Below are 21,889 nucleotides of genomic sequence, written 5' to 3' on the forward strand. Positions count from 1 at the left end.
TCTGTCGATCCAGAGAATCTCGATATCAACAAACGATTGAACTTCCACCATGAGGAAACTAGTATCCACTGTTCAGAAGCGCCTGATCCCCTGACGGCGCTCCGCGGCCGTATCTCGGCGCCTGCGGCACTCCGTGCCGATCCGTGACGCCCGGCGGCCGCACAGGCACCGCCCAGCACCGCCCGCGAAGTCCGCTGAAGGAAGTGACAGTTCATGTCCGCACCAGCGCCGTCCCCCCTGGCGATCGTCGAAGCCGCGCCCCTGCCGAGGCAGGAGGAGGTGCTGACCGACGCGGCTCTCGCCTTCGTGGCGGAGCTGCACCGTCGGTTCACCCCGCGCCGGGACGAGCTCCTCGCCCGCCGGGCGGAGCGCCGCGCCGAGATCGCCCGTACCTCGACCCTCGACTTCCTGCCGGAGACCGCCGCCGTCCGCGCGGACGACTCCTGGCGGGTCGCGCCGGCCCCGGCGGCCCTGAACGACCGCCGCGTCGAGATCACCGGCCCGACCGACCGGAAGATGACGATCAACGCGCTGAACTCGGGCGCCAAGGTCTGGCTCGCGGACTTCGAGGACGCCTCGGCCCCGACCTGGGAGAACGTCGTCCTCGGTCAGGTCAATCTGATCGACGCGTACACCCGGCAGATCGACTTCACGGACCCGAAGTCGGGCAAGTCCTACGCGCTCAAGCCTGCCGACGAGCTGGCCACGGTCGTCATGCGGCCGCGCGGCTGGCACCTGGAGGAGCGTCACCTGACGTTCGAGGGCCGCCCGGTCCCCGGCGCGCTGGTCGACTTCGGCCTGTACTTCTTCCACAACGCCAAGCGCCTGATCGAGCTCGGCAAGGGCCCGTACTTCTACCTCCCGAAGACGGAGTCGCACCTGGAGGCCCGCCTCTGGAACGACATCTTCGTCTTCGCGCAGGACTACGTCGGCATCCCGCAGGGCACCGTCCGCGCCACCGTCCTCATCGAGACGATCACGGCCGCGTACGAGATGGAGGAGATCCTCTACGAGCTCCGCGACCACGCCGCGGGCCTCAACGCGGGCCGCTGGGACTACCTCTTCTCCATCGTCAAGAACTTCCGTGACGGCGGGCAGAAGTTCGTCCTGCCGGACCGCAACGCGGTCACGATGACGGCCCCGTTCATGCGCGCGTACACCGAACTCCTCGTCCGCACCTGCCACAAGCGCGGTGCGCACGCGATCGGCGGCATGGCGGCGTTCATCCCGTCCCGCAAGGACGCCGAGGTGAACAAGGTCGCGTTCGAGAAGGTCAAGGCGGACAAGGACCGCGAGGCCGGGGACGGCTTCGACGGCTCCTGGGTCGCCCACCCGGACCTGGTCCCGATCGCGATGGCCTCCTTCGACGCGGTCCTCGGCGACAAGCCGAACCAGAAGGACCGGCTGCGCGAGGACGTGTCGGTGGCGCCCGGTGACCTGATCGCCATCGATTCGCTCGACGCGAAGCCGACGTACGACGGCCTGCGCAACGCGGTCCAGGTCGGCACCCGCTACATCGAGGCCTGGCTCCGCGGCCTCGGCGCGGTCGCCATCTTCAACCTGATGGAGGACGCGGCCACGGCGGAGATCTCGCGCTCGCAGATCTGGCAGTGGATCAACGCCGGTGTCGTCTTCGAGAACGGCGAGACCGCCACTCCCGAGCTGGCCCGCAAGGTCGCGGCGGAGGAACTGGCCGCGATCCGCGCGGAGATCGGCGAGGAGGCCTTCGCGGCCGGCAAGTGGCAGCAGGCGCACGACCTGCTCCTGCACGTCTCGCTCGACGCCGACTACGCGGACTTCCTGACCCTCCCCGCGTACGACCAGCTCATCGGCTGAGTCCCCTTCTTCGGCCGACCCGCACAGCGGCCGAACACCTGAGAACGGCTCCGCCCCCGGTGAACGCACAGCACCGGGGGCGGGGCCGTTCTCCGTCCCTCACCGCTCCCCCGACTTTCGCTCCAGTGCGTTTCACAGGGCACGTGACGCAACCGAAACCAGACGCTACCTAGCGGTAACAAGCCACGGCATGCCAGATTCCGCATGCCACCGGCCGGCGGCTGTCCCCCACTCCTCTGCACCGACGCAGGAGAACACAGCCATGCCCAGAACCCCCCACCGCACGGCCCGAAGACTCGTCACCGCCCGCAGGCTCGTCACCACCGCCCTCGCCGCAGGCGCCCTGCTGACCGCCGGCATCGCCCCCACCGCCGCCGCGAACGGCTCCGGGCCCACCGCCGTCGTGTCGATGGGCGACAGCTACATCTCCGGCGAGGCGGGGCGCTGGCAGGGCAACAGCCTGACGACGAGCGGCAACCGGAACGGCACCGACCGGGCATGGACGGGGAGCGCGTACGACCCCAGCCGGGTGTACGGGACGACGGCGGCCAACGGCTGCCACCGCTCCGACTCGGCGGAGGTGAGGAGCGCGGGCCCGATCGCCTCGGCGCTGATCAACCTGGCCTGCTCGGGGGCGACGACCCGGAACGTCTTCCGCGCCTCGAACGGCGGCGTGGCGTACAAGGGCGAGGCGCCGCAGGCCGACCAGCTGGCGGCCGTCGCCGCCTCCCACGACGTGGGGACGATCGTGCTGTCGGTCGGCGGCAACGACCTGGGCTTCGCCGACATCATCCGCAGCTGCGCGACCGACTACATCGTCTGGTACTCGTACTGCCACGACGACCAGCAGACCGAGGTGGACGCGAAGATCGACGCGGCCATGGCGGGTGTGGCCAAGTCCGTGGACGAGATCCGCGCCGTCATGGCGGGCGCCGGATACGCCGCGTCCGACTACCGGATCGTGCTCCAGTCGTACCCCTCGCCCATCCCGCGCGGTGCCGAGAACCGGTACCCGGAGAGCGGCTGGAGCCGTACGAACACGGGCGGCTGCCCGTTCTGGAACCTGGACGCCGACTGGGCGCGGGACACCCTGGTCCCCCAGGTCTCGAACCGGCTCAAGGGGGTCGCGGCCGCCAAGGGCGTGCAGTTCATGGATCTGCGCGACATGCTCCAGGGCCGTGAGGTGTGCGCGAAGACCAGCAAGCTGGTCAGCGCGACGGTGCCCGCCTCGGCCGCGACGAGCGAGTGGGCGCGCTGGATCGACCCGAACGAGACCCAGGGGCCGATCCAGGAGAACGTCCACCCCAACCACTACGGGCAGTTGGCGCTCGGCCGCTGCCTCGCGCTGATCCAGGCCAAGCCGAGCGGGAACTTCTCCTGCCGCAACACGGCGGGGGCCGGAGCCTCCGGCATGTATCTGACGGCCGTCTCCTGACGGTCGCACCGACCCCCCACGGGGATCAGCGGGTGCGGCGTCCGCTCCGGCCGCGGCGCCGCACTCGCTCGTTCGTCCGCCCGTTCCCCCGGCCGTTCGCCCGCTTCCTCTCCGGCAGCGGGATGCGGAGGGGCACGAGGGTCCGCTCCGCGAGGTACGGGTCGACGGCGGCCATCTCCGCCACCAGGGCGTCGACGCCGCCCGGCCAGTTCGCGGCGGCGGTGTCGAGGACCGTCCGCCGGTCCTCGCCGTGCCGGGAGAGCCGGTCCAGGATCAGGACGGCGCGGGCGGATCGCGGCACCGGGGCCTCGTCCGCCGGCTCGCCCCGGGCGCGCAGCACGCCGTAGGCGTACGCGCCCATCACCGGGTCGTCGAGGGCGCCGCGCAGCGCCTCGACGGGGACGGCCTCGGGGTCGAGGAAGCCGAAGAGCGCGCGGGTCCCGGCGGCCTCGAAGGTCCCGGCGTGGACCGTGCCGAGCGCGTCGAGCAGCGCGGACCAGGCGTCGACGGAGTCGCCGTGGGCGTGCAGCCACTCGGCGAGGACGCGGGTCGCCGCGGCGGCGGACCAGCCCTCGGCCGCGGCGATCACGGTACGGGCGTCCCAGGCGGCGGCCTCCTTGCTGTCGGGCGCCGCGACCCAGCGCACCCGCAGCAGGTAGTGGAGGACCTCGACGCCCCAGGGCGTGAGACCGAAGGCGTCGCCGGTACGGAAGACCATGCCGGTGCCGGCCAGCCGGTCGACGGCGTCGGCCATGGCGCGCGCGCCCGGTTCGAGCGCCGCCCGGTCCTCCTCGGTGGCCTCGGTCCCGGTGAGCCGGGACAGCTCGTCGAGGGGCGGGAGCACGTACTCCGCGGGGGCGTTCACCGGTACGAGGACGGGGGCGTCCTCCAGGCGGGGGTCGACCGGCCAGTCCTCGAACTCGGCGGCCCTGCGGGCGACCGACTCGGCGCAGGCGCCCCGCTGGTAGAGCGCGTAGAGCAGGTGCGCGGCCTCGCCGTCGTACAGGCCGCCGTCCTCGCCCTTCATCTCCTCGACGGCCGCCGCGAGCAGGTCCGCGCCGGCCTCGACGGAGCGCTGGGGCTCGTGGGCCTCGACGGGCGGGGGCGGGAGCGGGACGGCGGAGTCCTCGTAGTAGTTGAGGTGCTCGTCGAGGAGGGTGTCGGCGAGGACGAGGTGCGGGAAAGCCTCGGGGCCCGGGGCGAGATGGGCGTACGGTCCCGTGAGCGCGCCGGAGAGCCCTTCGGCGGTCCACCGGTCGACCAGCAGGCCGCCCAGCCTGCCGAGGCCGTGCGCGACCTCGGCGTCGGTGAGCAGGGGACCGGCAGGCGAGGGCCGCTCCGCCTCGCGCACGTAGGCGCCGCTGAGCGCGTCGGCGAGGAGGGAGTCGGCGACGTCGCTGCGGTTCATCAGGTCCGCCCGGTTGAGCCCGTCCGGCGGCCGCGTCCCGTCGTGCCCGGCGAGCCAGGCCCGTACGGCGCCGGGGTCGGCGGGGTCGGTCCCGTCGGCGCGCAGGAGGGAGGCGTACCAGCGCTGCCAGGTGTAGTTGGCGGGGTCGTTCATGGCCCGTTCGAAGTCGGGCACGATGTCCTCGACGGCGGCCACGATCCGCGCCTGCCGCTTCCCGTTCAGCCGCCCGGCCTCCCGCACGCGCGCGGTGAGCGCCACGAGCACGGCCGGGTAGGCCGCCAGCTCCTCGGGCGTGGCGTAGACGAAGGCGGGCGCGTCCTCGACGAGCAGCCTCCGCACCAGCTCCACGCTCGGCTCGGGCAGCCCGCTCCTGCGGTCGGCCCCGCGCAGCGACAGCAGCGCGAGCACCGCGTCCGCCGCCCGTACGGACGAAGGGTCACGAAGCTCAGGGGTTCCGTCGAGGAACGCGTCGAGCCCGGTGTTGGTGAGCACGGTCCCTGCCACCTTTCCCAGGGTAGTTCCGGCACGGGCCGGACGACGCCCCGGACGGCGCCGTCATGGCACGACAACGGTGCGCTGGGCCGAGAAGTCACCCCAGGTGCCGTCGGGGAGGCGGGCGCGGAGTTTGACGCTGTGGCGGGTGGGCTTCGTGGTGGGGACCGTGAAGGTGTAGGTCGCGCGGCCGGGTGGGGGTTCGGCGCCCCAGATGATGGTGGTGGCGAAGGCGCCGTCGAGGAACAGCTGGTGTTCGGTGACGGGGGCGCCCGTGCTCGGTGGGGTCCAGGTGAGGGTGACCTCGCCCTTCACCGCCTTGGCCGTGAGTTGCGTGGGGGCCGTGTTGGGGGGAGCGCCGGGGGCCGGGGTGGTGGTGAGGTCGGCGGTGGGGCTGTCCGGGGAGGAGTTCTCGGCGGCGTCGCGGGCGCGGACCGTGAAGGAGTAGACCGTGCCCGCCCGAAGGCCCGTGAGGCGGGCGGTGGTGGCGGTGCCGGGGACGGTGTGGATCCGGGCGTCCGCCTGGTAGATGTCGTACGCGGTGACCTTGGTGTCGTCCCGGGCCGGCTGCCAGGTCAGGGTGGCCCCGTGGCTGCCGTCGGCGGTGGCCTGGAGGGTGCGCGGGGTCGTCGGGGGCGTGCGGTCCTGGGCGCTCGCGGCGAGCGTGGTGGCGGGGACGGTCGCGCTGTGCGGCGAGCGGTTGCCGGCGGCGTCGCGGGCCCGGACCGTGAAGGCGTACGCGGTCGCGGGCGTGAGGTTCACGATGTCGACCATGAGCGTGGTGGCGGGGAGGTCCTTGACCTTGCGGCCCTGCTGGTAGACCTCGTAGCCGGTGACCGCGCGGTCGTCGGTGGCCGCGTTCCACATCACGTGGACGGTCTGGGCACTGCCGGAGGCGGCGGTGACGCCCGTGGGGGCGGTGGGGTTCGCGGTGTCCTTCGCGGGGGCTGCGGAACAGGCCGTGAGGGTGAGCGCGACGGCCGTCAACAATGCTGCGGCGAGCGGGCGTTGCACAGGAATGCCTCCGTCCGTCGACTTGGTCCAGACCTGTATGGCACGGGTGCCGCGACCCCGGCAAGAGGGCGGTTGTCAGTGGTGTGCGCTTCACTGGATTCGTCACGCTGAGTAATCAAAGCGAGGGGGAATCGTGACGGACCGTACGACTTTTGTGACGCTCACCGGGCTGCGCGAGCGCGGCTGGACCGACCCGATGGTGCGCGATCTGCTGGGTGAGCCCGACATCCAGGGGCGGGATCCGCGGCGGTGGTCGATCGCGCCCGTGCGGCTCTACCGGCTCGCGCGGGTGGAGGCGGTGGAGCGGACACCGGAGTTCGCCCGGGCCGCGGCCGCCCCCGGGAGCCGTTCGGCGGCCGCCGAGGCGGGGGCGGAGCGGCGACGACGGGCGGTGCTCGCGGCGATCCGGGCGGAGCCGATCACCGTGCCCCGGCTGCCGGCGGCCGAGCTGGAGCGGCGCGCGGTACGGCACCGGCAGCCGCTCGGGGCGCGCGGGCCGGGCGGACCAGGGGGACCCGCCGGCGGGGTGGTGGCCGGGGCGCTGGTGCGGTGGCAGGTGACCTATCTGCGGCACGCCCTGGCGCGGTACGAGACGCTGCTCGACGGGCTGTTCGGGTCGACCGGACGGGCGGAGGCCGAGCGGCTGCTGCGCGCGCGGCTGTACGAGGCGATCGGCGCGGCCTACCCGCACCTGGCCCGGGAGTGCCGACGGCGCGCCGAGGCCGAGAGGTGAGGTCGACAGGTGAGGGTCCGCGCTCAACTCCTTTGCACGCAAGGGGTGTACGGACACTCGCCCGGCTGATAGGAAAGCTTCCTAACAAACCAACCCCCGCTTCTGTTTGGGAGGCCCCGGTGCCCAACCCCCATCAGCGCACCGCGATCCGCGTCGCACTCGGAATCGCCCTGCTCGCCGTCCCGGCGACCGCCATCGCCGCTCCCTCGGACGGCGCCGCCCCGGCCCGCGCCGAGTCGAGGGCGGCCGCTCCCTTCGCCGCCGCGGCCGTCGGTCTCGACGACCCGGCGAAGAAGGAGATCGCCATGAAGCTGGTCTCCAGCGCGGAGAACTCCTCGCTGGACTGGAAGGCGCAGTACAAGTACATCGAGGACATCGGCGACGGGCGGGGCTACACGGCCGGCATCATCGGCTTCTGCTCCGGTACGGGCGACATGCTCGACCTCGTCGAGCTCTACACCGAGCGCAAGCCCGGCAACGTCCTCGCGAAGTACCTGCCCGCGCTCCGCAAGGTCGACGGAACCGACTCGCACGCTGGCCTGGGTTCGGCCTTCGAGCGGGACTGGGCCAAGGCCGCCTCGGACTCCGCCTTCAAGAAGGCCCAGGACGACGAGCGCGACCGGGTCTACTTCAACCCGGCCGTCAAGCAGGCCAAGAGCGACGGCGTGGGCGTGCTCGGTCAGTTCATCTACTACGACGCCATCGTCATGCACGGCGACGGCACCGACTCGGCGAGCTTCCGCAACATCCGTAAGAAGGCCCTCGCGAAGGCGAAGCCGCCGGCCCAGGGCGGGGACGAGATCAAGTACCTCAACGCCTTCCTCGACGCCCGCGTCTGGGCGATGAAGCAGGAGGAGGCGCACAGCGACACCAGCCGGGTCGACACGGCCCAGCGGGTGTTCGTCCGCAACAAGAACCTCAACCTCAACACCCCGCTGGACTGGAAGGTCTACGGGGACAGCTTCCACATCGGCTGACCGGAGCCCTGAACGGAGCCGGACCCCTCCGACACCGCCGGATCGTGCTGCGCCAGCTCGCGTGCGATCCGGCGGCAGGCGGCCGGGACGGGGGCGATCACCGGGACGTCGAAGCGCGCCCGGAGCGCGTCCGCGGCCTCGGCCAGCGGGCCGCCGCCGATCACGACGGCCCGCGCCCCGTCCCGTACGACACACGCCCGTACCGCCTCGGCCAACTCCTCCCGCAGCGCCTCCGGTTCGCGGGCGAGCAGGTGTGCGTCGCCCCGGGTCAGGCGGATCCCGGTGTACCGGTCCGCGAGCCCGAGGGCGGCGATCCGCCGGCCGATCGCCTCCGCCAGGTCCGGGGTCGTCGTCGCCACCCCGAACCGCGCTCCCCCGGCCGCCGCCTCGGCGCAGGCCGCCTCCGCGAGGCCCACGACCGGGACGCCCGCGAAGGCCCGCAGCTCCGCCACGCCCGGATCGCCGAAGGCCCCCACCACAAGGCCCGCGCAGTCCCCGGCCGCCAGGGCCTCGCGTGCCGCCGCGACCACCTCGGGCACCGCCGCCCTCAGCGCCGCCGGGTCGGTCAGCATCCGGGAGCCGCGCGCCACCGTCACCCCGCGTACGGAAGGACCCAGGGTCCGCCGGGCGATCGCCGTCATCATCGCCGTCGTGTCGGCGGAGGTGTTCGGGTTGATCAGCACCACCGAACGCCCGCGGCCGGCCCCCGCGGCGTACGCGGGGACCGGCTCGACGGACGGCGGATGTGCGCTCAGTGGACGTGCGCCGCCTTGGCGCCACGGGTCTCGGAGATCTCCTCGCCCGGTTCCATGGGCGCGGTGACCGTGTCGTCGTCCTGGCCCTTGCCCAGGTGGTTGAAGACCAGGTTCAGCAGGACCGCCGCGACGCAGCCGGTCGAGATGCCCGAGTCCAGGATGATCTTCGCGGTCTCCGGGAAGGCGTGGTAGAACTCCGGCGCCGTGATCGGGATGATGCCGACGGCCAGCGAGACCGCCACGATCAGGACGTTGTTGTCCTTCTCCAGACCGGCCTTGACCAGGGTCTGGATGCCGCTCGCCGCGACCGAGCCGAAGAGGACCACGCCCGCGCCGCCGAGGACCGGTCGCGGTACGACCGAGATCAGCGAGGCGGCGACCGGCGACAGGCCCATCAGGACCAGGAAGCCGCCACCGCAGGCGACCACGAACCGGCTGCGGATCTTCGTCATCGCGACCAGACCGATGTTCTGGGCGAAGGCGCTGCACATGAAGCCGTTGAAGAACGGGCTGATCGCCGAGCCGAGGGTGTCGGCGCGCAGACCGGCGGCGATGGTCTTCTCGTCGGCGGGCCGGTCGACGATCTCACCGAGCGCCAGCATGTCGGCGGTCGACTCGGTCATCGAGACGAGCATGACCACGCACATCGAGATGATCGCGGCGAGCGCGAACTGCGGGGCCCCGAAGTGGAACGGCGACGGGAAGCCGACGATGTCCGCCTCCGTCACCGGGCTGAAGTCCGTGACCCCGAACGGGATCGCGATCAGCGTGCCGATGACCAGACCGACCAGGACGGCGATCTGCTTCAGGAAGCCGCGGGTGAACCGGCGCAGGACGAGCACCACGACGAGGGTGATCGCGGCGAGGGTGAGATAGGTGGTCGAACCGTAGTCCTCGGCCGCCGGATTGGGCCCTTGGGCCCAGCCGAAGGCGACCGGCAGCAGCGAGACACCGATGAGGGTGATCACGGTGCCGGTGACGACCGGCGGGAAGAAACGGACGAGCTTGGAGAAGTACGGGGCGGCTATGAAGCCGAGTACTCCGGCGACGATGATCGCGCCGAAGATGATCGGCAGCGCGTCGGACTTGTCGTCCGTGGTGTCGACGATCGCGAGCATCGGCGCGACGCCGGCGAAGGTGACGCCGTTGACGAACGGCAGTCGGGCGCCGATCTTCCAGACGCCGAGCGTCTGCAGGAAGGTGGCGAGTCCCGCGGTGAAGAGGCTGGCTCCGGTGAGGAAGGTCAGCTCGGTGCCGGAGAGTCCGACGGCCGCGCCGACGATCAGGGGCGGGGCCACGACCCCCGCGTACATGGCGGCCACGTGCTGGAGACCGCTGGTGAACATTTTCAGGGGCGGCAGAGTCTCGTCGACCGGATGCTTCTGGTCTTCGGTGTCGGCGCCTGCGTCGTGCGCATCATTGCGAAACCTGGGCTTGGTGGCCACGGAGGTTCCTCCGGTCGGGTAACACGTCGGCGGTGACGTGGGTGTCATGGAGGTGGTGCAAAGCGGTGCAGGTCGTGCGCCTCACGGGTGCGGCTCATGAGGAAGTGGGGGGGTACTTCTTCATCCTTGAGAACGGCGTTGATCGTTCTCGAAACTGCGTCGATCCTTGAAAACTGCTCGTGTGCCCGGGGAGGCCTGGATGGCTGACACACGTCGACCGTCCGGGGGGTGCCGTACCTCTTGTCGTACGGTCACCCCCCGTCCAGCCGTCCGCGGACCCCGCTCGGGTCCACGGTGACCGACCGAGGGCCGTCCCCCTCGGTCGGACTCCTTGGGGAGGTCAGCCCTGGGCGGTGATGCGCGCCAGGCGCTGGGCCTCCGCGCGCGCGTCGCGGGCGATCGCCTCTTCGTCCGCGAAGAGCAGGCGGTTGTTCTCCACGATCTGCTTGCCGTTGACGAACGAGGCCGTCACCGGGGCGGCGGCGCCGAACACGATCGCGGTGACCGGGTCGGCGATCGAGGAGTGGCCGAGGCCGTCGATCTTCCACAGGACGAAGTCGGCGAGCTTGCCGGCCTCCAGCGAACCGATCGAGTCGGCGCGGCCGAGGACCTGCGCGCCACCGAACGTCCCGAGGCGCAGGGCCTGGCGGGCGTTGAGGGCGGCCTCGCGGTGGGCGCCGAGGCGGTTGATGAGGAGCGCGTTGCGCAGCTCGGTGTGGAGCTCGCCCGACTCGTTGGAGGCGGTGCCGTCGACGCCGAGGCCGACCGGTACGCCGGCGCGCAGCATGTCCGGGACGCGGGCGATGCCGGCGGCGAGCCGCGCGTTGGAGGACGGGCAGTGGGCGACACCGGTCTTCGTCCGGGCGAAGGCCTCGATGTCGGAGTCGTTCATGTGGACGCAGTGCGCCATCCACACGTCCTCGCCGAGGAAGCCGGTGGACTCGAAGTAGTCCGTCGGGCCCATGCCGAAGAGCTCGTGGCAGAACTTCTCCTCCTCCACGGTCTCCGAGCCGTGGGTGTGCATGCGCACACCGAGCCGGCGGCCGAGGGCGGCGCCCTCGCGCAGCAGGTCGGTGGAGATGGAGAACGGCGAGCAGGGGGCGACGGCGACCTGGGTCATCGCGTCGAAGGAGGCGTCGTGGTGCTTCTTGACGGTCTCCTCGGTGGCGATGAGCGCACCCTCGGTCGTCTCGACGGCGAAGTCCGGCGGCAGGCCGCCGTCCTTCTCGCTGCGGTCCATGGAGCCGCGGGCGAGGGTGAAGCGGACGCCCATGTCACGGGCGGCGCCGATGATGGCGCCGGACAGGTCGCCGGAGCCCTGCGGGTAGACGTAGTGGTGGTCCATCGCGGTGGTCACACCCCCGCGGGCCATCATCGCGAGCGAGCCCTGGGCGGCGACGCGGACCATCGACTCGTCGATGCGCGACCAGGTCGGGTAGAGGGCGACCAGCCAGTTGAAGAGGTTGTGGTCGGTGGCCAGGCCCCGGGTGATCCACTGGTAGAAGTGGTGGTGGGTGTTGATCAGACCGGGCGTCACCAGATGACCGGTGGCGTCGATCCGGCGGACCACGTTCTCCAGGCCCTCGGGCGCCTTGCCGGCGCCGAGGGACTCGATCCTGTTGCCGGCGACGACGATGTGCCCGGAGGCGTACTCGGTGTCGTTGGCGTCCACGGTCGCGATCGCACAGTTCTCGATGACGATGCGCTCGACTGCTGCCGAAGGTGCTGCCATGGCGGTGCTTCCTTCATTCCTCGGGGGTGGTGTGGGCACGGCAGGACCCTAGGAGGATTTGAGTGCCGGAGCCGCTTGACGGCTCCGGGTGCCGAGATGGTGGAAGAACAGATTGAGCGAGACCGCGACGAGCGCTCCGGCGCTGATGCCGGAGCCGAGCACGGTCTGTGCCCAGGCCGGGAAGTCGGCGTAGAAGGTGGGAGCGGCGAGCGGGATGATGCCCGCTCCGAGCGCGACGGCCACCAGGATGATGTTGGAGCTGTCGTCGAGTCCGGCTTCCGACAGGGTACGGATTCCGGAGACGGCGATCGAGCCGAAGAGGACGATACCGGCACCCCCGAGGACCGGCATCGGGACCATCGACACGACCGCTCCGAGGACCGGGAACGCGCCGAGGACCAGCAGGGCGCCGCCGGCGACGGCGACGACGTAGCGGGAGCGGACCCGGGTCAGCGAGACCACTCCGACGTTCTGGGCGAAGGCCGAGGTGGGGAAGCCACCGAAGACGGGGCCGATCAGGGTGGCGATGCCGTCGGTGCGCAGGCCTCGGGTGATGGTCTTCCCGTCGCTCCTGCGGTCGCAGATCTCGCCGAGGGCCAGCATGCCGGCGCTCGACTCGGTCATGAGGACCAGCATCACGATGCAGAGGGAGAGGATCGCGGCGGGCTGGAACTCGGGTGCGCCGAAGGCGAAGGGGCTCGGCAGCGCGGCGACGGGCGCCTCGCGCAGGGCGGTGAAGTCGGCCATCCCGAACGGGATCGCGGCGAGCGTGCCGATGAACAGGCCGAGCAACAGGGCGACTTGCTTGACGAAGCCCTTGCCGAAGCGCTGGAAGAGCAGGATGACGACGAGGGTGAAGCCGGCGAGCGCGAGGTACTTCATCGCGCCGAAGTCGGCGGCTTCCTTGTTCCCGCCCTGGGCCCAACTGACCGGTACGGGCATCAGCGTGACGCCGATCAGGGTGATCACGACACCGGTGACGAGCGGCGGGAAGAAGCGGAGCAGCCGGCCGAAGAAGGGGCCGACGGCGAGGCAGAAGACTCCGGCGACCATCACCGCGCCGTAGATGGCGGGGAGTTGGTGGCCGGGGGCGCTGGTCTCGGCGATCGCGAGCATCGGGGCGATGCCGGCGGACGAGGCCGCGTTGACGAACGGGAGCCGGTTGCCGGCGAAGCGGCCGGCGCCGATCGTCTGGAGGATGGTGGCACAGCCGGCGATGAGCAGGCTGGCGGCGATGAGCCGGGTCATGCCTGCGGCGTCCAGGCCGACCGCCTGGCCGATGATCAGCGGAGGGGTGACGACGCCCGCGTACATCGCGGCGATGTGCTGGAGCGCGGCGGGAACGAGCCGCGAGGCGGGGAGCTTCTCGTCCACCGGGTGGACCTCGTGCGAGGCCACCGGCGGGGTGGAACACGGGCCTTCTGCGGATGCCGGCCCCGTTGCGGGCTGTGCCATGGGTACGTCCCTCCGGTGGTGGCGGCCCCCGCCCGACTGCGGGCGGGCGGGGGCGGCCACGAGGTGCCGCTTAGAGGTTGGTCATGTCGACCGGGATCTGCGCCGTGGCTCCGTCACGCAGCACCGTGGCCTCGATGAGGCCGTAGGGGCGGTCGGCGGCGAAGTAGACCTCGTTGTCGTTCTTGAGCCCGAAGGGCTCCAGGTCCACCAGGAAGTGGTGCTTGTTCGGGAGCGAGAAGCGGACCTCGTCGATCTCCGAACGGTGGTTGATGATGCGCGTGGCCATCTGGTACAGCGTCTGCTGCAGCGAGTACGAGTACGTCTCCGAGAAGGCCTCGAGCATGTGGCGCCTGGTCTGCGCGTAGGACTTCTCCCAGTTGGGCATCCGCTGGTCGTCGTCGGTCCAGTTGAACCGCCAGCGGCCGGACACCTGCGTGGCCAGGATGCGGTCGTACGCCTCCTGGAGCGTCGTGTACTTGTCCTTGATGTAGCCCCAGAACTCCGAGTTGGTGGAGTTCATGACGATGAGGTCCTTGAGGCCGGAGATGACCTCCCACTTCTCACCGTCGTACGTGATCTGGGAGACGCGGGTCTCCTGGCCCTTGCGGGCGAAGGAGTGGTTCACCTCGTCCGAGCCGATGAACTTGGAGTTGGCGTCGGAGCTGGCGATCCGCTCCCACGAGTACTCCTCGATCCGGATGCGCGCCCGCTTGATCGGCTCCTGGCTGGTCACGAAGTGACGCGCCAGGTGGATGCCGAACTGCTCGGCCGACTCGATCCCGTACTCCTTGGCGAAGGCGTACACGGTGTTCTTGGTCGTGTCGGTGGGCAGGCAGTGGGCGTTGGAGCCCGTGAGGTGGACGTCGTCGAGGTCGCCGGAGAGGGCGACGGAGACGTTCAGGTCCTTGATGTGGTGGGTGGCGCCGTCCCGCGTGATCTTGACGACGCGGTTCTCTGCTTTGCCGTACTGGTTCTGGCCGAGAATCGTGGGCATGTCTGCTAGCTCCCTCGGTAAACGGAGTAGCCGAACGGGTTGAGCAGCAGCGGTACGTGGTAATGCTCGCCCGGCTTGACGGCGAACGTGATCGCCACCTCCGGGAAGAACGCACCGCTGTCCCTTACGCGGGGGGCGTCCTGCTGCGCCTCGGCTTGCTTCTTGGAGAAATACGCCTCGGTCTCGAAGTCGAGACGTACGTGGGTGGTGCCCTCCGGCAGGGCCGGCAGGTCCTTGCAGCGCCCGTCCGCGTCGGTGGCGGAGCCACCGAGCGTGACCCACTGCGCGTCGAAGCCGCTGCGGGCCGCGAGCGTGATGGCCACGCCCTCGGCGGGGCGGCCGATGCTGGTGTCCAGGATGTGGGTGGACACCGAAGCGGTGGTGTCGGTGCTCATGCGCTCTCTTCCTCAGTGCTCTCTACGAGACGGGTCAGGCGGATGCGGTTGATCTTGCCCAGTTCGGTGCGGACGATCTCCCGCTCCGCCTCGGGCGAGTTCTCGATCCGCTCGCGGACCGCGTCGCGCATCTGCTCACCGGTCTTGCCGGTGGCGCAGATCAGAAAGACATGGCCGAACTTGTCCTGGTAGGCCAGGTTGAGTTCGAGCATCTCGGCCTTGAGCTCCTCGGAGGCGCCGGCCATCCCGCTCTGCTCGCGGGAGGAGGTCGGGTCCCCGGCCTTCGGACGACCGATCGGCGGGTGGCCCGCCATCGCGTCGGCCAGGTCCTCCGCGGTCAGCTCGGCCATGGCGGCGTCGCTGGCGAGGAAGAGGGCGTCGGCGGTGGCGTACGGGCGCTGGGCGAGGATCTTGCTCCCCCACGCCGAGCTGGAGCACACCTCGTGGAGGGCGGCGACGGCGTCGCTGTCCGCGGAGGTGTTGAACCGGGTGAGGCCCGGTGTCGTACCTGAAGTCACGGGAAGCCTCCGTGGCTGTTTTTCGCTGTGCGTCTGACGGGCTGCGGATAGCTAACGCCCTTTGCCGACACCACGTCAACACTTTGTTGAAAACTCGGGGACACAAAAGCCGTCGTCCCGACATCCGGACGACGGCTCCTGTCCACACATGATCAACTAGCCGTTCTCGGCGGCCTTTTCCCTGCTCAGGGCGGTCTCCCGGTTCAGGTAGTTGTACACGGTGAACCGGCTGACACCCAGTGCCCCGGCCACCGTCTCCACTCCGTGTCGCACCGAGAAGGCTCCGCGCGCCTCCAGCATCCGGACCGCTTCCTGCTTGGCCTTGCGGTCGAGCTCGGCGAGCGGCATCCCGTGCCGTCGCTCCATCGCGGCCAGAATGTGGTCGAGCGAGTCCGAGAGCTGCGGCAGCCGTACGGCGAGCACGTCCTCACCCTCCCAGGCGAGCACCACATCGTCGGTCTGGGCCTGCTCGGGCCCGAGTATCTCGGCCCCCATCGCGTCGACCAGCGGCTTCACTGCGGTGATCAGCGGGTGCTCGCTCACGCTTCCTCCCCGATCACATTGACCTGGAGGGAGACGCGGGTCGCGCCGGCCGCCAGGGACTTGCGCAGCAGCGCGTCGACGGCGGTGAGCACGGCGTCGGAGCCGCCTTCCGCCGTATTGCCGAAGGGGCCGACATCCACCGCGTCCAGCTCGGCCGACTGGATGACCTCACGGGCCACGACCGCGTGCTCCGGCGCCTCGTCCAGGTCGAAGGGCTCGGTCGTGAACTCCACTCTCAAACGCACCATGGCCCCACGCTACTGGCCGGATGCGGGCCGACGGCAGCCCTGAGCTGCCGGACCCTCTTGACAAGCACGCGGATCCCCTTGCAACATTCCGTCAGACAGAAAGTTACTTCCGCAATACGGAAGGAGCGCCGCCCCTCATGGCCCGCTTCTCAGAAGGCGCAGTCACGGACCAGCGCTTCGATGTGAACCTGTCGATCCTCTTCACGGAACTCCCGCTCCTGGAGCGCCCCGCGGCCGCCGCCGCGGCGGGCTTCACCGCGGTCGAGCTGTGGTGGCCCTGGATCGACACCGCCACCCCCGCCCAGAGCGAGCTGGACGCCCTCAAGAAGGCTCTGGACGACGCCGGCACTCAGCTGGTGGGTCTGAACTTCTACGCCGGCCAGTTGCCGGGCCCCGACCGCGGCGCGCTCTCCGTGCCCGGTGAGGAGTCGGACCGCTTCCGCGCCAACATCGACGTGGCGGCCGACTTCGCCGCCTCGGTCGGCTGCAAGGCGCTCAACGCGCTCTACGGCAACCGCGTCGAGGGCGTCGACCCGCAGGTCCAGGACGCCCTCGCCCTGGAGAACCTGGTCCTGGCGGCCCGCGCGGCCGACCGGATCGGCGCGATCCTGCTGATCGAGACCCTGAACAAGCCGGAGTCGCCGCTCTACCCGCTGGTGAGCGCCCCCTCGGCGATCGAGGTCGTCGACAAGGTCAACGCCGCCACCGGGCTCGGCAACGCCAAGTTCCTCCTCGACATCTACCACCTGTCGATGAACGGGGAGAACGTCAGCCAGGTCATCGCGGAGTACGCGGACAAGACCGGCCACGTCCAGATCGCCGACAACCCGGGCCGTGGCGCGCCGGGCACCGGCGAGCTCCCCCTGGAGCAGCTGCTCGACGAGCTCAAGAAGGCCGGTTACGACGGCTGGGTCGGCCTGGAGTACAAGGCCGCCGACGCCGCCGCGTCCTTCGAGTGGCTCCCGGCCGAGGCCCGCGCGGCCCGCTGACCTCCTCCCCACGTACCACCAGTTTTGAGAGGCACCCCAATGAGCAACCTCCCCAAGATCGCGTGGATCGGTCTCGGCATCATGGGCTCCCCCATGTCCGAGAACCTGATCAAGGCCGGCTACTCGGTCACCGGCTTCACCCTGGAGCAGGACAAGCTGGACCGTCTCGCCGCGGCCGGCGGCACCGCCGCCGCGTCGATCGCGGAGGCCGTCAAGGACGCCGACGTGATCATCACGATGGTGCCCGCCTCCCCGCACGTCGAGGCGATCTCCTACGGCCCCGAGGGCATCCTGGAGAACGCCAAGTCGGGCGCGCTGATCGTCGACATGTCGTCGATCACCCCGCAGACCTCGGTCGACCTGGCCAAGAACGCCAAGGAGAAGGGCATCCGCGTCATCGACGCGCCCGTCTCCGGCGGCGAGGCCGGCGCCATCGAGGCCGTCCTGTCGATCATGGTGGGTGGCGAGCAGGCCGACTTCGACGTGGCCCTGCCGATCCTCGAGGCGCTGGGCAAGACCATCGTCCTCTGTGGCCCGCACGGCTCCGGCCAGACGGTCAAGGCCGCCAACCAGCTCATCGTCGCCGTCAACATCCAGGCGTGCGCCGAGGCCGTGGTCTTCCTGGAGAAGTCCGGCGTGAACCTCCAGGCCGCCCTGGACGTCCTCAACGGCGGTCTGGCCGGCTCCACGGTCCTGACCCGCAAGAAGGACAACTTCCTGAACCGGGACTTCAAGCCCGGCTTCCGGATCGACCTGCACCACAAGGACATGGGCATCGTCACCGACGCCGCCCGCAACGTCGGCGCGGCCCTCCCGGTCGGTGCCGTCGTGGCCCAGCTGGTCGCCTCCCTGCGTGCGCAGGGCGACGGCGGCCTGGACCACTCGGCCCTGCTGCGCGCCGTCGAGCGCCTCTCCGGCCAGCAGGTCTGACGCAGGTCCACCTCATGACTTCCGGTCGGCGGCGGCGCTGACAACCTGTCCTGTCGCGCCCAGGCGCCGCCGCCGCCCGGAACACCACACTTCACTTTCAACAAACTGTTGACGCTGGGTTCAAGCGAATTTACGCTCCTGAACACCCGCACAGTCAGCGGTGCAGCTCCCGTACGGAAGGTCACCATGTCGAAGCGCGTGCTTACGACCGAGTCCGGCGCCCCCGTCGCCGACAACCAGAACTCCGCCACCGCCGGCGTCGGTGGCCCCATCCTGCTCCAGGACCAGCACCTGCTGGAGAAGCTCGCGCGCTTCAACCGTGAGCGGATCCCGGAGCGCGTGGTGCACGCCCGCGGTTCCGGCGCGTACGGCTACTTCGAGGTGACCGACGACGTCACCGGCTTCACGAAGGCCGACTTCCTCTCCGAGGTCGGCAAGCGCACCGAGACGTTCCTCCGCTTCTCCACCGTGGCCGACTCGCTCGGTGGCGCGGACGCCGTCCGTGACCCGCGCGGCTTCGCGCTGAAGTTCTACACCGAAGAGGGCAACTACGACCTCGTCGGCAACAACACCCCGGTGTTCTTCATCAAGGACCCGATCAAGTTCCCCGACTTCATCCACTCCCAGAAGCGCGACCCCTTCACGGGCAAGCAGGAGCCGGACAACGTCTGGGACTTCTGGGCGCACGCCCCCGAGGCGACGCACCAGATCACCTGGCTCATGGGCGACCGCGGCATCCCGGCCTCGTACCGTCACATGAACGGCTACGGCTCGCACACGTACCAGTGGACCAACGAGGCGGGCGAGGCCTTCTTCGTCAAGTACCACTTCAAGACGAACCAGGGCATCCGCTCCCTCTCCGCCGACCAGGCCGCCGAGCTCGTCGGCAAGGACGCGAACTCGCACCAGACCGACCTGCTCCAGGCCATCGAGCGCGGCGTCGCCCCCTCGTGGACCCTGTACGTCCAGGTCATGCCGGCCGCCGAGGCCGCCGACTACCGCTTCAACCCGTTCGACCTCACCAAGGTGTGGCCGCACAGCGACTACCCGCTGCAGCGCGTGGGCCGGCTGGTCCTCGACCGCAACCCGGACAACGTCTTCGCCGAGGTCGAGCAGTCCGCGTTCTCCCCGAACAACTTCGTCCCGGGCATCGGTCCCTCGCCGGACAAGATGCTCCAGGGCCGGCTCTTCGCCTACGCGGACGCCCACCGCTACCGCCTCGGTGTCAACCACACCCAGCTGCCGGTGAACGCCCCCAAGGCGACCGTGGCCGACAACTACGGCCGCGACGGCTTCATGGCCACCCGCAACGGCCGCCGCACGGACAAGAACTACGAGCCCAACTCGTACTCCGGTCCCTCGCAGACCGACGAGGCACTCTCCGCCCCGCTGGCGATCCACGGCTGGACCGGCACCCACGCGGCGCCCGAGCACGCCAAGGACGACCACTTCTTCCAGGCCGGCGAGCTCTACCGCCTGATGTCCGAGGACGAGAAGAAGCGTCTGGTCGCCAACATCGCCGGTGGCCTGTCCCAGGTGTCCCGCGAGGACATCATCGAGAAGAACCTCGCGCACTTCGCCGCCGCCGACGCGGACTACGGCAAGCGCGTGGCCGAGGCGGTCCGCGACCTGCGCGAGGACTGATCCACGGCGATATCCAGACCGCGTACGGCATATGACGGGAGGTCAGATGCCGTACGCCGTCCGGACCGACGGCCCGGATGAGGGGTGGCCGGCGGAACGGACAGCGTGAGGACCGCGGCGGCGACGAGCCAGTGCGGTGGTAAGGGCGGACCAGGCCCCTTCTTGACCTGAAGGAAGGGATCCCGGTCCCACCCGTCGTCACCGCCGCGGTCCCAACGCCCCCTTCGGGGGAACTCACAGACTCCGCCCGGCGGCGCGAACGTCCTGTCGCGCCAGCCTCGCACCGTCGGGCGGGCACAACGAGAGCGCGGAACCAGGTTTACGGTCCTTGGTTCCGCGCTCTTCTGCGTTCCCTCATCGCCTGTGCGGCAGCGCATCGTTTCTGCGGTGAAGATCCACACCCGCACGGGCGAGCGCACCGCGATTCACCGCGTGTGCGCCCCTCCCCCGCCGCTATCCACTCGTACATGATCAAGAACCTGGTGCGGGGCCTCGCCCCGCTCGCCCTCATCCTGTCGCCGCTCGCCGTGCCCTCCCCGGCCATGTCGGCCAACGTCGTCCTCTTCCCCGACGCCCTCGCCGACCTGACGGAGGCGACCGAGGACCCGGCCGGCTACAAGGAGTCCGCGTTCAAGCACTGGAACGCGGGCCTCGACGCCGCCGACGGCTGCGACACCCGCTCCGAGGTCCTCCTGGAGGAGGCCGTCGACGCCCCGAAGACCGGCCCCAAGTGCGCGCTGACGGGCGGGAAGTGGACCTCGTACTACGACGGCCAGACCGTCACCGACCCGACCGCCCTCCGCGTCGACCACGTCGTCTCCCTGAACGAGGCCTGGGAGTCGGGGGCGTCCGGCTGGACCGCGGCCCGGCGCGAGAAGTACGCCAACGACCTGGGCTCCCCCAACACCCTCGTCGCCGTCACCGCCCGCAGCCAGAAGGACAAGGCCGGCCGCGACCCCGCCGACTGGGTGCCGTCCTCCTCCACCCAGTACTGCCGCTACGTCGCCGAGTGGGTGGGCACCAAGCTGCGCTGGGGCCTGAGCGCCGACAAGGACGAGGTGGAGGCGCTCAAGCTGTTCGCCGACGGTCCCTGCGAGGAGACGGTCGTGGTCCGCTCGAAGGCGCCGCAGTGAGGATGAGTGACACCGTGACGGCGAGCGAGGCGACCGCGAGCACCACCATCGCCGTGCGCGGCGAGGTCGCCTCGGCGACGGCGCCCGCGAGCGCCGCGCTCAGCCCCTGCAGGGCGAGCATGCCGGAGGTGTGCAGCCCGAGGGCGTGACCGCTCAGCTCCTCCGGTACGAGGGCGAGCAGCCGCTCCTGGTACAGCAGGCTCGCGCCGTAGCCGACCGCGGAGACGGTCACGGCGGCGAGGGCGAGCGGCAGCCCCGGGTCAAGGGCGAAGAGCAGGAACGGGGCGGCCAGGAGCGCCTGGAGCGGTGCGGAGAGCCGGCCCCGGAGCCCGCTCGGGACGAACCGGCCCAGGACCGTGTCCCCCACCAGCATTCCGAGCGCGCCGCAGGCGAAGAGCAGCCCGGCGCGCTCGGGGTCGTACGGCACGAAGAGCGACTCGCAGCCCACGATCAGCCCGTTCGGCACCCACAGCGCGATGTACACGCGGCGGCGGGCGCGGGAGGACCAGAGCGTCCGGTTCGTACGCCAGGTCACGGCGGCCGAGGCCCGGCCGGTGGCGCGCGGGGCGCGCCGGGAGAGCCCGAGGCGGGCCACGAGGGCGGCGACGAGGTAGAGCGCGGCCCCGGTCAGCAGGGTGCCGCGCGGGGAGAGCAGCGCGACGAGCAGCCCGCCGGTCGCGAAGCCGGCGATCTGACAGCCGCCGACCGCCATGTTCATCACCGAACGCCCCAGCAGATACCCCTCGCGGGGCAGGACCTCGCCGAGGAGCCCGTAGCGCACCCCGCCACCGACGGACCCGACCAGTCCCTGGGCGAGCAGGATCGCGAAGACCACCCCGATCGGCAGCCCGGGCACGGCCGTCACGGCGGCGCCGACGGCGAAGAACAGCGCCATGCCGGCGAGCGCGGCGCGCGGCGGGAGCCGGTCGGCGGCCGAGAGGAGCGTGGCGGCGCCGAGGAGCTGCGCGAGCGAGGGCCCGAAGAGCGCGAGGGAGGAGAGGAGCGGGGAACCGGTCTGCCGGAACACGAGCGTGGCGAGCCCGAGCCCGGCCACGGTCTGGGCGGCGACCTGGACGGAGCAGGTGAGGAAGAGGGGAGTGAACTCGGGTGTACGGAAGAGGACTCGGTAGCTGCGCATGCGGCGGAGTCTGCGGGGGCGGTCGGGACGGCCGGTAATGTTTCGCGCGGGGGCGAAACGAGAGGCGCGGGACGA

20 protein-coding genes are annotated in these 21,889 nt (G+C 70.7%); 8 read left to right on the top strand and 12 right to left on the bottom strand.

Annotated elements, in window-relative coordinates; all coding sequences use genetic code 11:
• The first annotated feature begins 213 nt into the window (after positions 1–213).
• Both aceB and ACWCO8_RS02080 read left to right on the top strand, forming a co-directional pair.
• Entirely contained in the window at positions 214–1,836 is a 1,623-nt protein-coding gene (gene aceB, locus ACWCO8_RS02075) for a malate synthase A (RefSeq protein ID WP_451030477.1), read from the top strand.
• Between the two features lie 262 nt (positions 1,837–2,098).
• A complete protein-coding gene (locus ACWCO8_RS02080; RefSeq protein ID WP_451030478.1) occupies positions 2,099–3,271 on the top strand; it encodes a GDSL-type esterase/lipase family protein in 1,173 nt (390 codons plus the stop codon).
• 25 nt (positions 3,272–3,296) lie between these two features.
• Here the strand turns inward: ACWCO8_RS02080 and ACWCO8_RS02085 are convergent, their stop codons facing one another.
• Together ACWCO8_RS02085 and ACWCO8_RS02090 are read right to left on the bottom strand one after the other, a co-directional pair.
• Entirely contained in the window at positions 3,297–5,183 is a 1,887-nt protein-coding gene (locus ACWCO8_RS02085) for a hypothetical protein (RefSeq protein ID WP_451030479.1), read from the bottom strand.
• Positions 5,184–5,234: 51 nt separating this feature from the next.
• The gene (locus tag ACWCO8_RS02090) at positions 5,235–6,185 is read right to left on the bottom strand and encodes a fibronectin type III domain-containing protein (RefSeq protein ID WP_451030480.1); all 951 of its coding nucleotides are present in this window, start codon (positions 6,183–6,185) and stop codon (positions 5,235–5,237) included.
• A gap of 133 nt (positions 6,186–6,318) precedes the next feature.
• Here ACWCO8_RS02090 and ACWCO8_RS02095 point away from each other — a divergent pair, with 133 nt between their 5' ends.
• A complete protein-coding gene (locus ACWCO8_RS02095; RefSeq protein WP_451030481.1) occupies positions 6,319–6,918 on the top strand; it encodes a hypothetical protein in 600 nt (199 codons plus the stop codon).
• A 119-nt stretch (positions 6,919–7,037) separates the two neighbouring features.
• On the top strand, positions 7,038–7,895 hold the full coding sequence (locus ACWCO8_RS02100; protein WP_451030482.1) for a chitosanase: 858 nt from the start codon (positions 7,038–7,040) through the stop codon (positions 7,893–7,895).
• Here ACWCO8_RS02100 and ACWCO8_RS02105 read toward each other — a convergent pair.
• The 9 genes from ACWCO8_RS02105 to ACWCO8_RS02145 all read right to left on the bottom strand — a co-directional run bounded on the left by ACWCO8_RS02105 (position 7,868) and on the right by ACWCO8_RS02145 (position 15,977).
• Positions 7,868–8,578 carry an aspartate/glutamate racemase family protein gene (locus ACWCO8_RS02105; RefSeq protein ID WP_451030483.1) on the bottom strand — a complete coding sequence of 237 codons (711 nt, stop codon included), beginning with the start codon at positions 8,576–8,578 and terminating at the stop codon, positions 7,868–7,870. The two genes, ACWCO8_RS02100 and ACWCO8_RS02105, sit on opposite strands and share 28 nt — an antisense overlap.
• A gap of 68 nt (positions 8,579–8,646) precedes the next feature.
• Complete coding sequence (locus ACWCO8_RS02110; RefSeq protein WP_362012678.1) at positions 8,647–10,095, bottom strand: nucleobase:cation symporter-2 family protein; 1,449 nt, start codon at positions 10,093–10,095, stop codon at positions 8,647–8,649.
• Between the two features lie 340 nt (positions 10,096–10,435).
• Positions 10,436–11,827 carry an 8-oxoguanine deaminase gene (locus tag ACWCO8_RS02115; RefSeq protein WP_451030484.1) on the bottom strand — a complete coding sequence of 464 codons (1,392 nt, stop codon included), beginning with the start codon at positions 11,825–11,827 and terminating at the stop codon, positions 10,436–10,438.
• A 48-nt stretch (positions 11,828–11,875) separates the two neighbouring features.
• Positions 11,876–13,282 (bottom strand): nucleobase:cation symporter-2 family protein, encoded by a 1,407-nt coding sequence (locus ACWCO8_RS02120; protein WP_451030485.1) that lies wholly within the window; start codon positions 13,280–13,282, stop codon positions 11,876–11,878.
• 70 nt (positions 13,283–13,352) lie between these two features.
• Positions 13,353–14,276, bottom strand: coding sequence for a factor-independent urate hydroxylase (gene pucL, locus ACWCO8_RS02125; RefSeq protein WP_376436837.1), 924 nt, complete (start codon positions 14,274–14,276; stop codon positions 13,353–13,355).
• 5 nt (positions 14,277–14,281) lie between these two features.
• Positions 14,282–14,671, bottom strand: a complete 390-nt coding sequence (gene uraH, locus ACWCO8_RS02130) for a hydroxyisourate hydrolase (RefSeq protein ID WP_355106814.1) — start codon at positions 14,669–14,671, stop codon at positions 14,282–14,284.
• Complete coding sequence (uraD, locus tag ACWCO8_RS02135; RefSeq protein ID WP_362012664.1) at positions 14,668–15,189, bottom strand: 2-oxo-4-hydroxy-4-carboxy-5-ureidoimidazoline decarboxylase; 522 nt, start codon at positions 15,187–15,189, stop codon at positions 14,668–14,670. The genes uraH and uraD overlap by 4 nt, the downstream gene beginning before the upstream one ends.
• A gap of 156 nt (positions 15,190–15,345) precedes the next feature.
• Positions 15,346–15,684: a helix-turn-helix domain-containing protein gene (locus tag ACWCO8_RS02140; RefSeq protein WP_362012933.1), complete on the bottom strand. Its 339-nt coding sequence runs from the start codon at positions 15,682–15,684 to the stop codon at positions 15,346–15,348.
• 44 nt (positions 15,685–15,728) lie between these two features.
• Positions 15,729–15,977 carry a hypothetical protein gene (locus ACWCO8_RS02145; protein ID WP_362012931.1) on the bottom strand — a complete coding sequence of 83 codons (249 nt, stop codon included), beginning with the start codon at positions 15,975–15,977 and terminating at the stop codon, positions 15,729–15,731.
• 140 nt (positions 15,978–16,117) lie between these two features.
• On the opposite strand from ACWCO8_RS02145, the gene ACWCO8_RS02150 reads away from it, so the two are divergent.
• From ACWCO8_RS02150 to ACWCO8_RS02165, 4 genes are all read left to right on the top strand, one after another.
• Positions 16,118–16,969, top strand: a complete 852-nt coding sequence (locus ACWCO8_RS02150) for a TIM barrel protein (protein ID WP_451030486.1) — start codon at positions 16,118–16,120, stop codon at positions 16,967–16,969.
• A gap of 39 nt (positions 16,970–17,008) precedes the next feature.
• A complete protein-coding gene (locus tag ACWCO8_RS02155; RefSeq protein WP_451030487.1) occupies positions 17,009–17,899 on the top strand; it encodes a 2-hydroxy-3-oxopropionate reductase in 891 nt (296 codons plus the stop codon).
• Positions 17,900–18,085: 186 nt separating this feature from the next.
• Positions 18,086–19,543, top strand: coding sequence for a catalase (locus ACWCO8_RS02160; RefSeq protein ID WP_451030488.1), 1,458 nt, complete (start codon positions 18,086–18,088; stop codon positions 19,541–19,543).
• A 467-nt stretch (positions 19,544–20,010) separates the two neighbouring features.
• Positions 20,011–20,676, top strand: coding sequence for an HNH endonuclease family protein (locus ACWCO8_RS02165; RefSeq protein ID WP_362012653.1), 666 nt, complete (start codon positions 20,011–20,013; stop codon positions 20,674–20,676).
• Here the strand turns inward: ACWCO8_RS02165 and ACWCO8_RS02170 are convergent.
• Positions 20,612–21,814 (bottom strand): MFS transporter, encoded by a 1,203-nt coding sequence (locus ACWCO8_RS02170; RefSeq protein ID WP_451030489.1) that lies wholly within the window; start codon positions 21,812–21,814, stop codon positions 20,612–20,614. The two genes, ACWCO8_RS02165 and ACWCO8_RS02170, sit on opposite strands and share 65 nt — an antisense overlap.
• Positions 21,815–21,889: the final 75 nt, after the last annotated feature.

Source organism: Streptomyces sp. NPDC001927 (assembly GCF_053594455.1).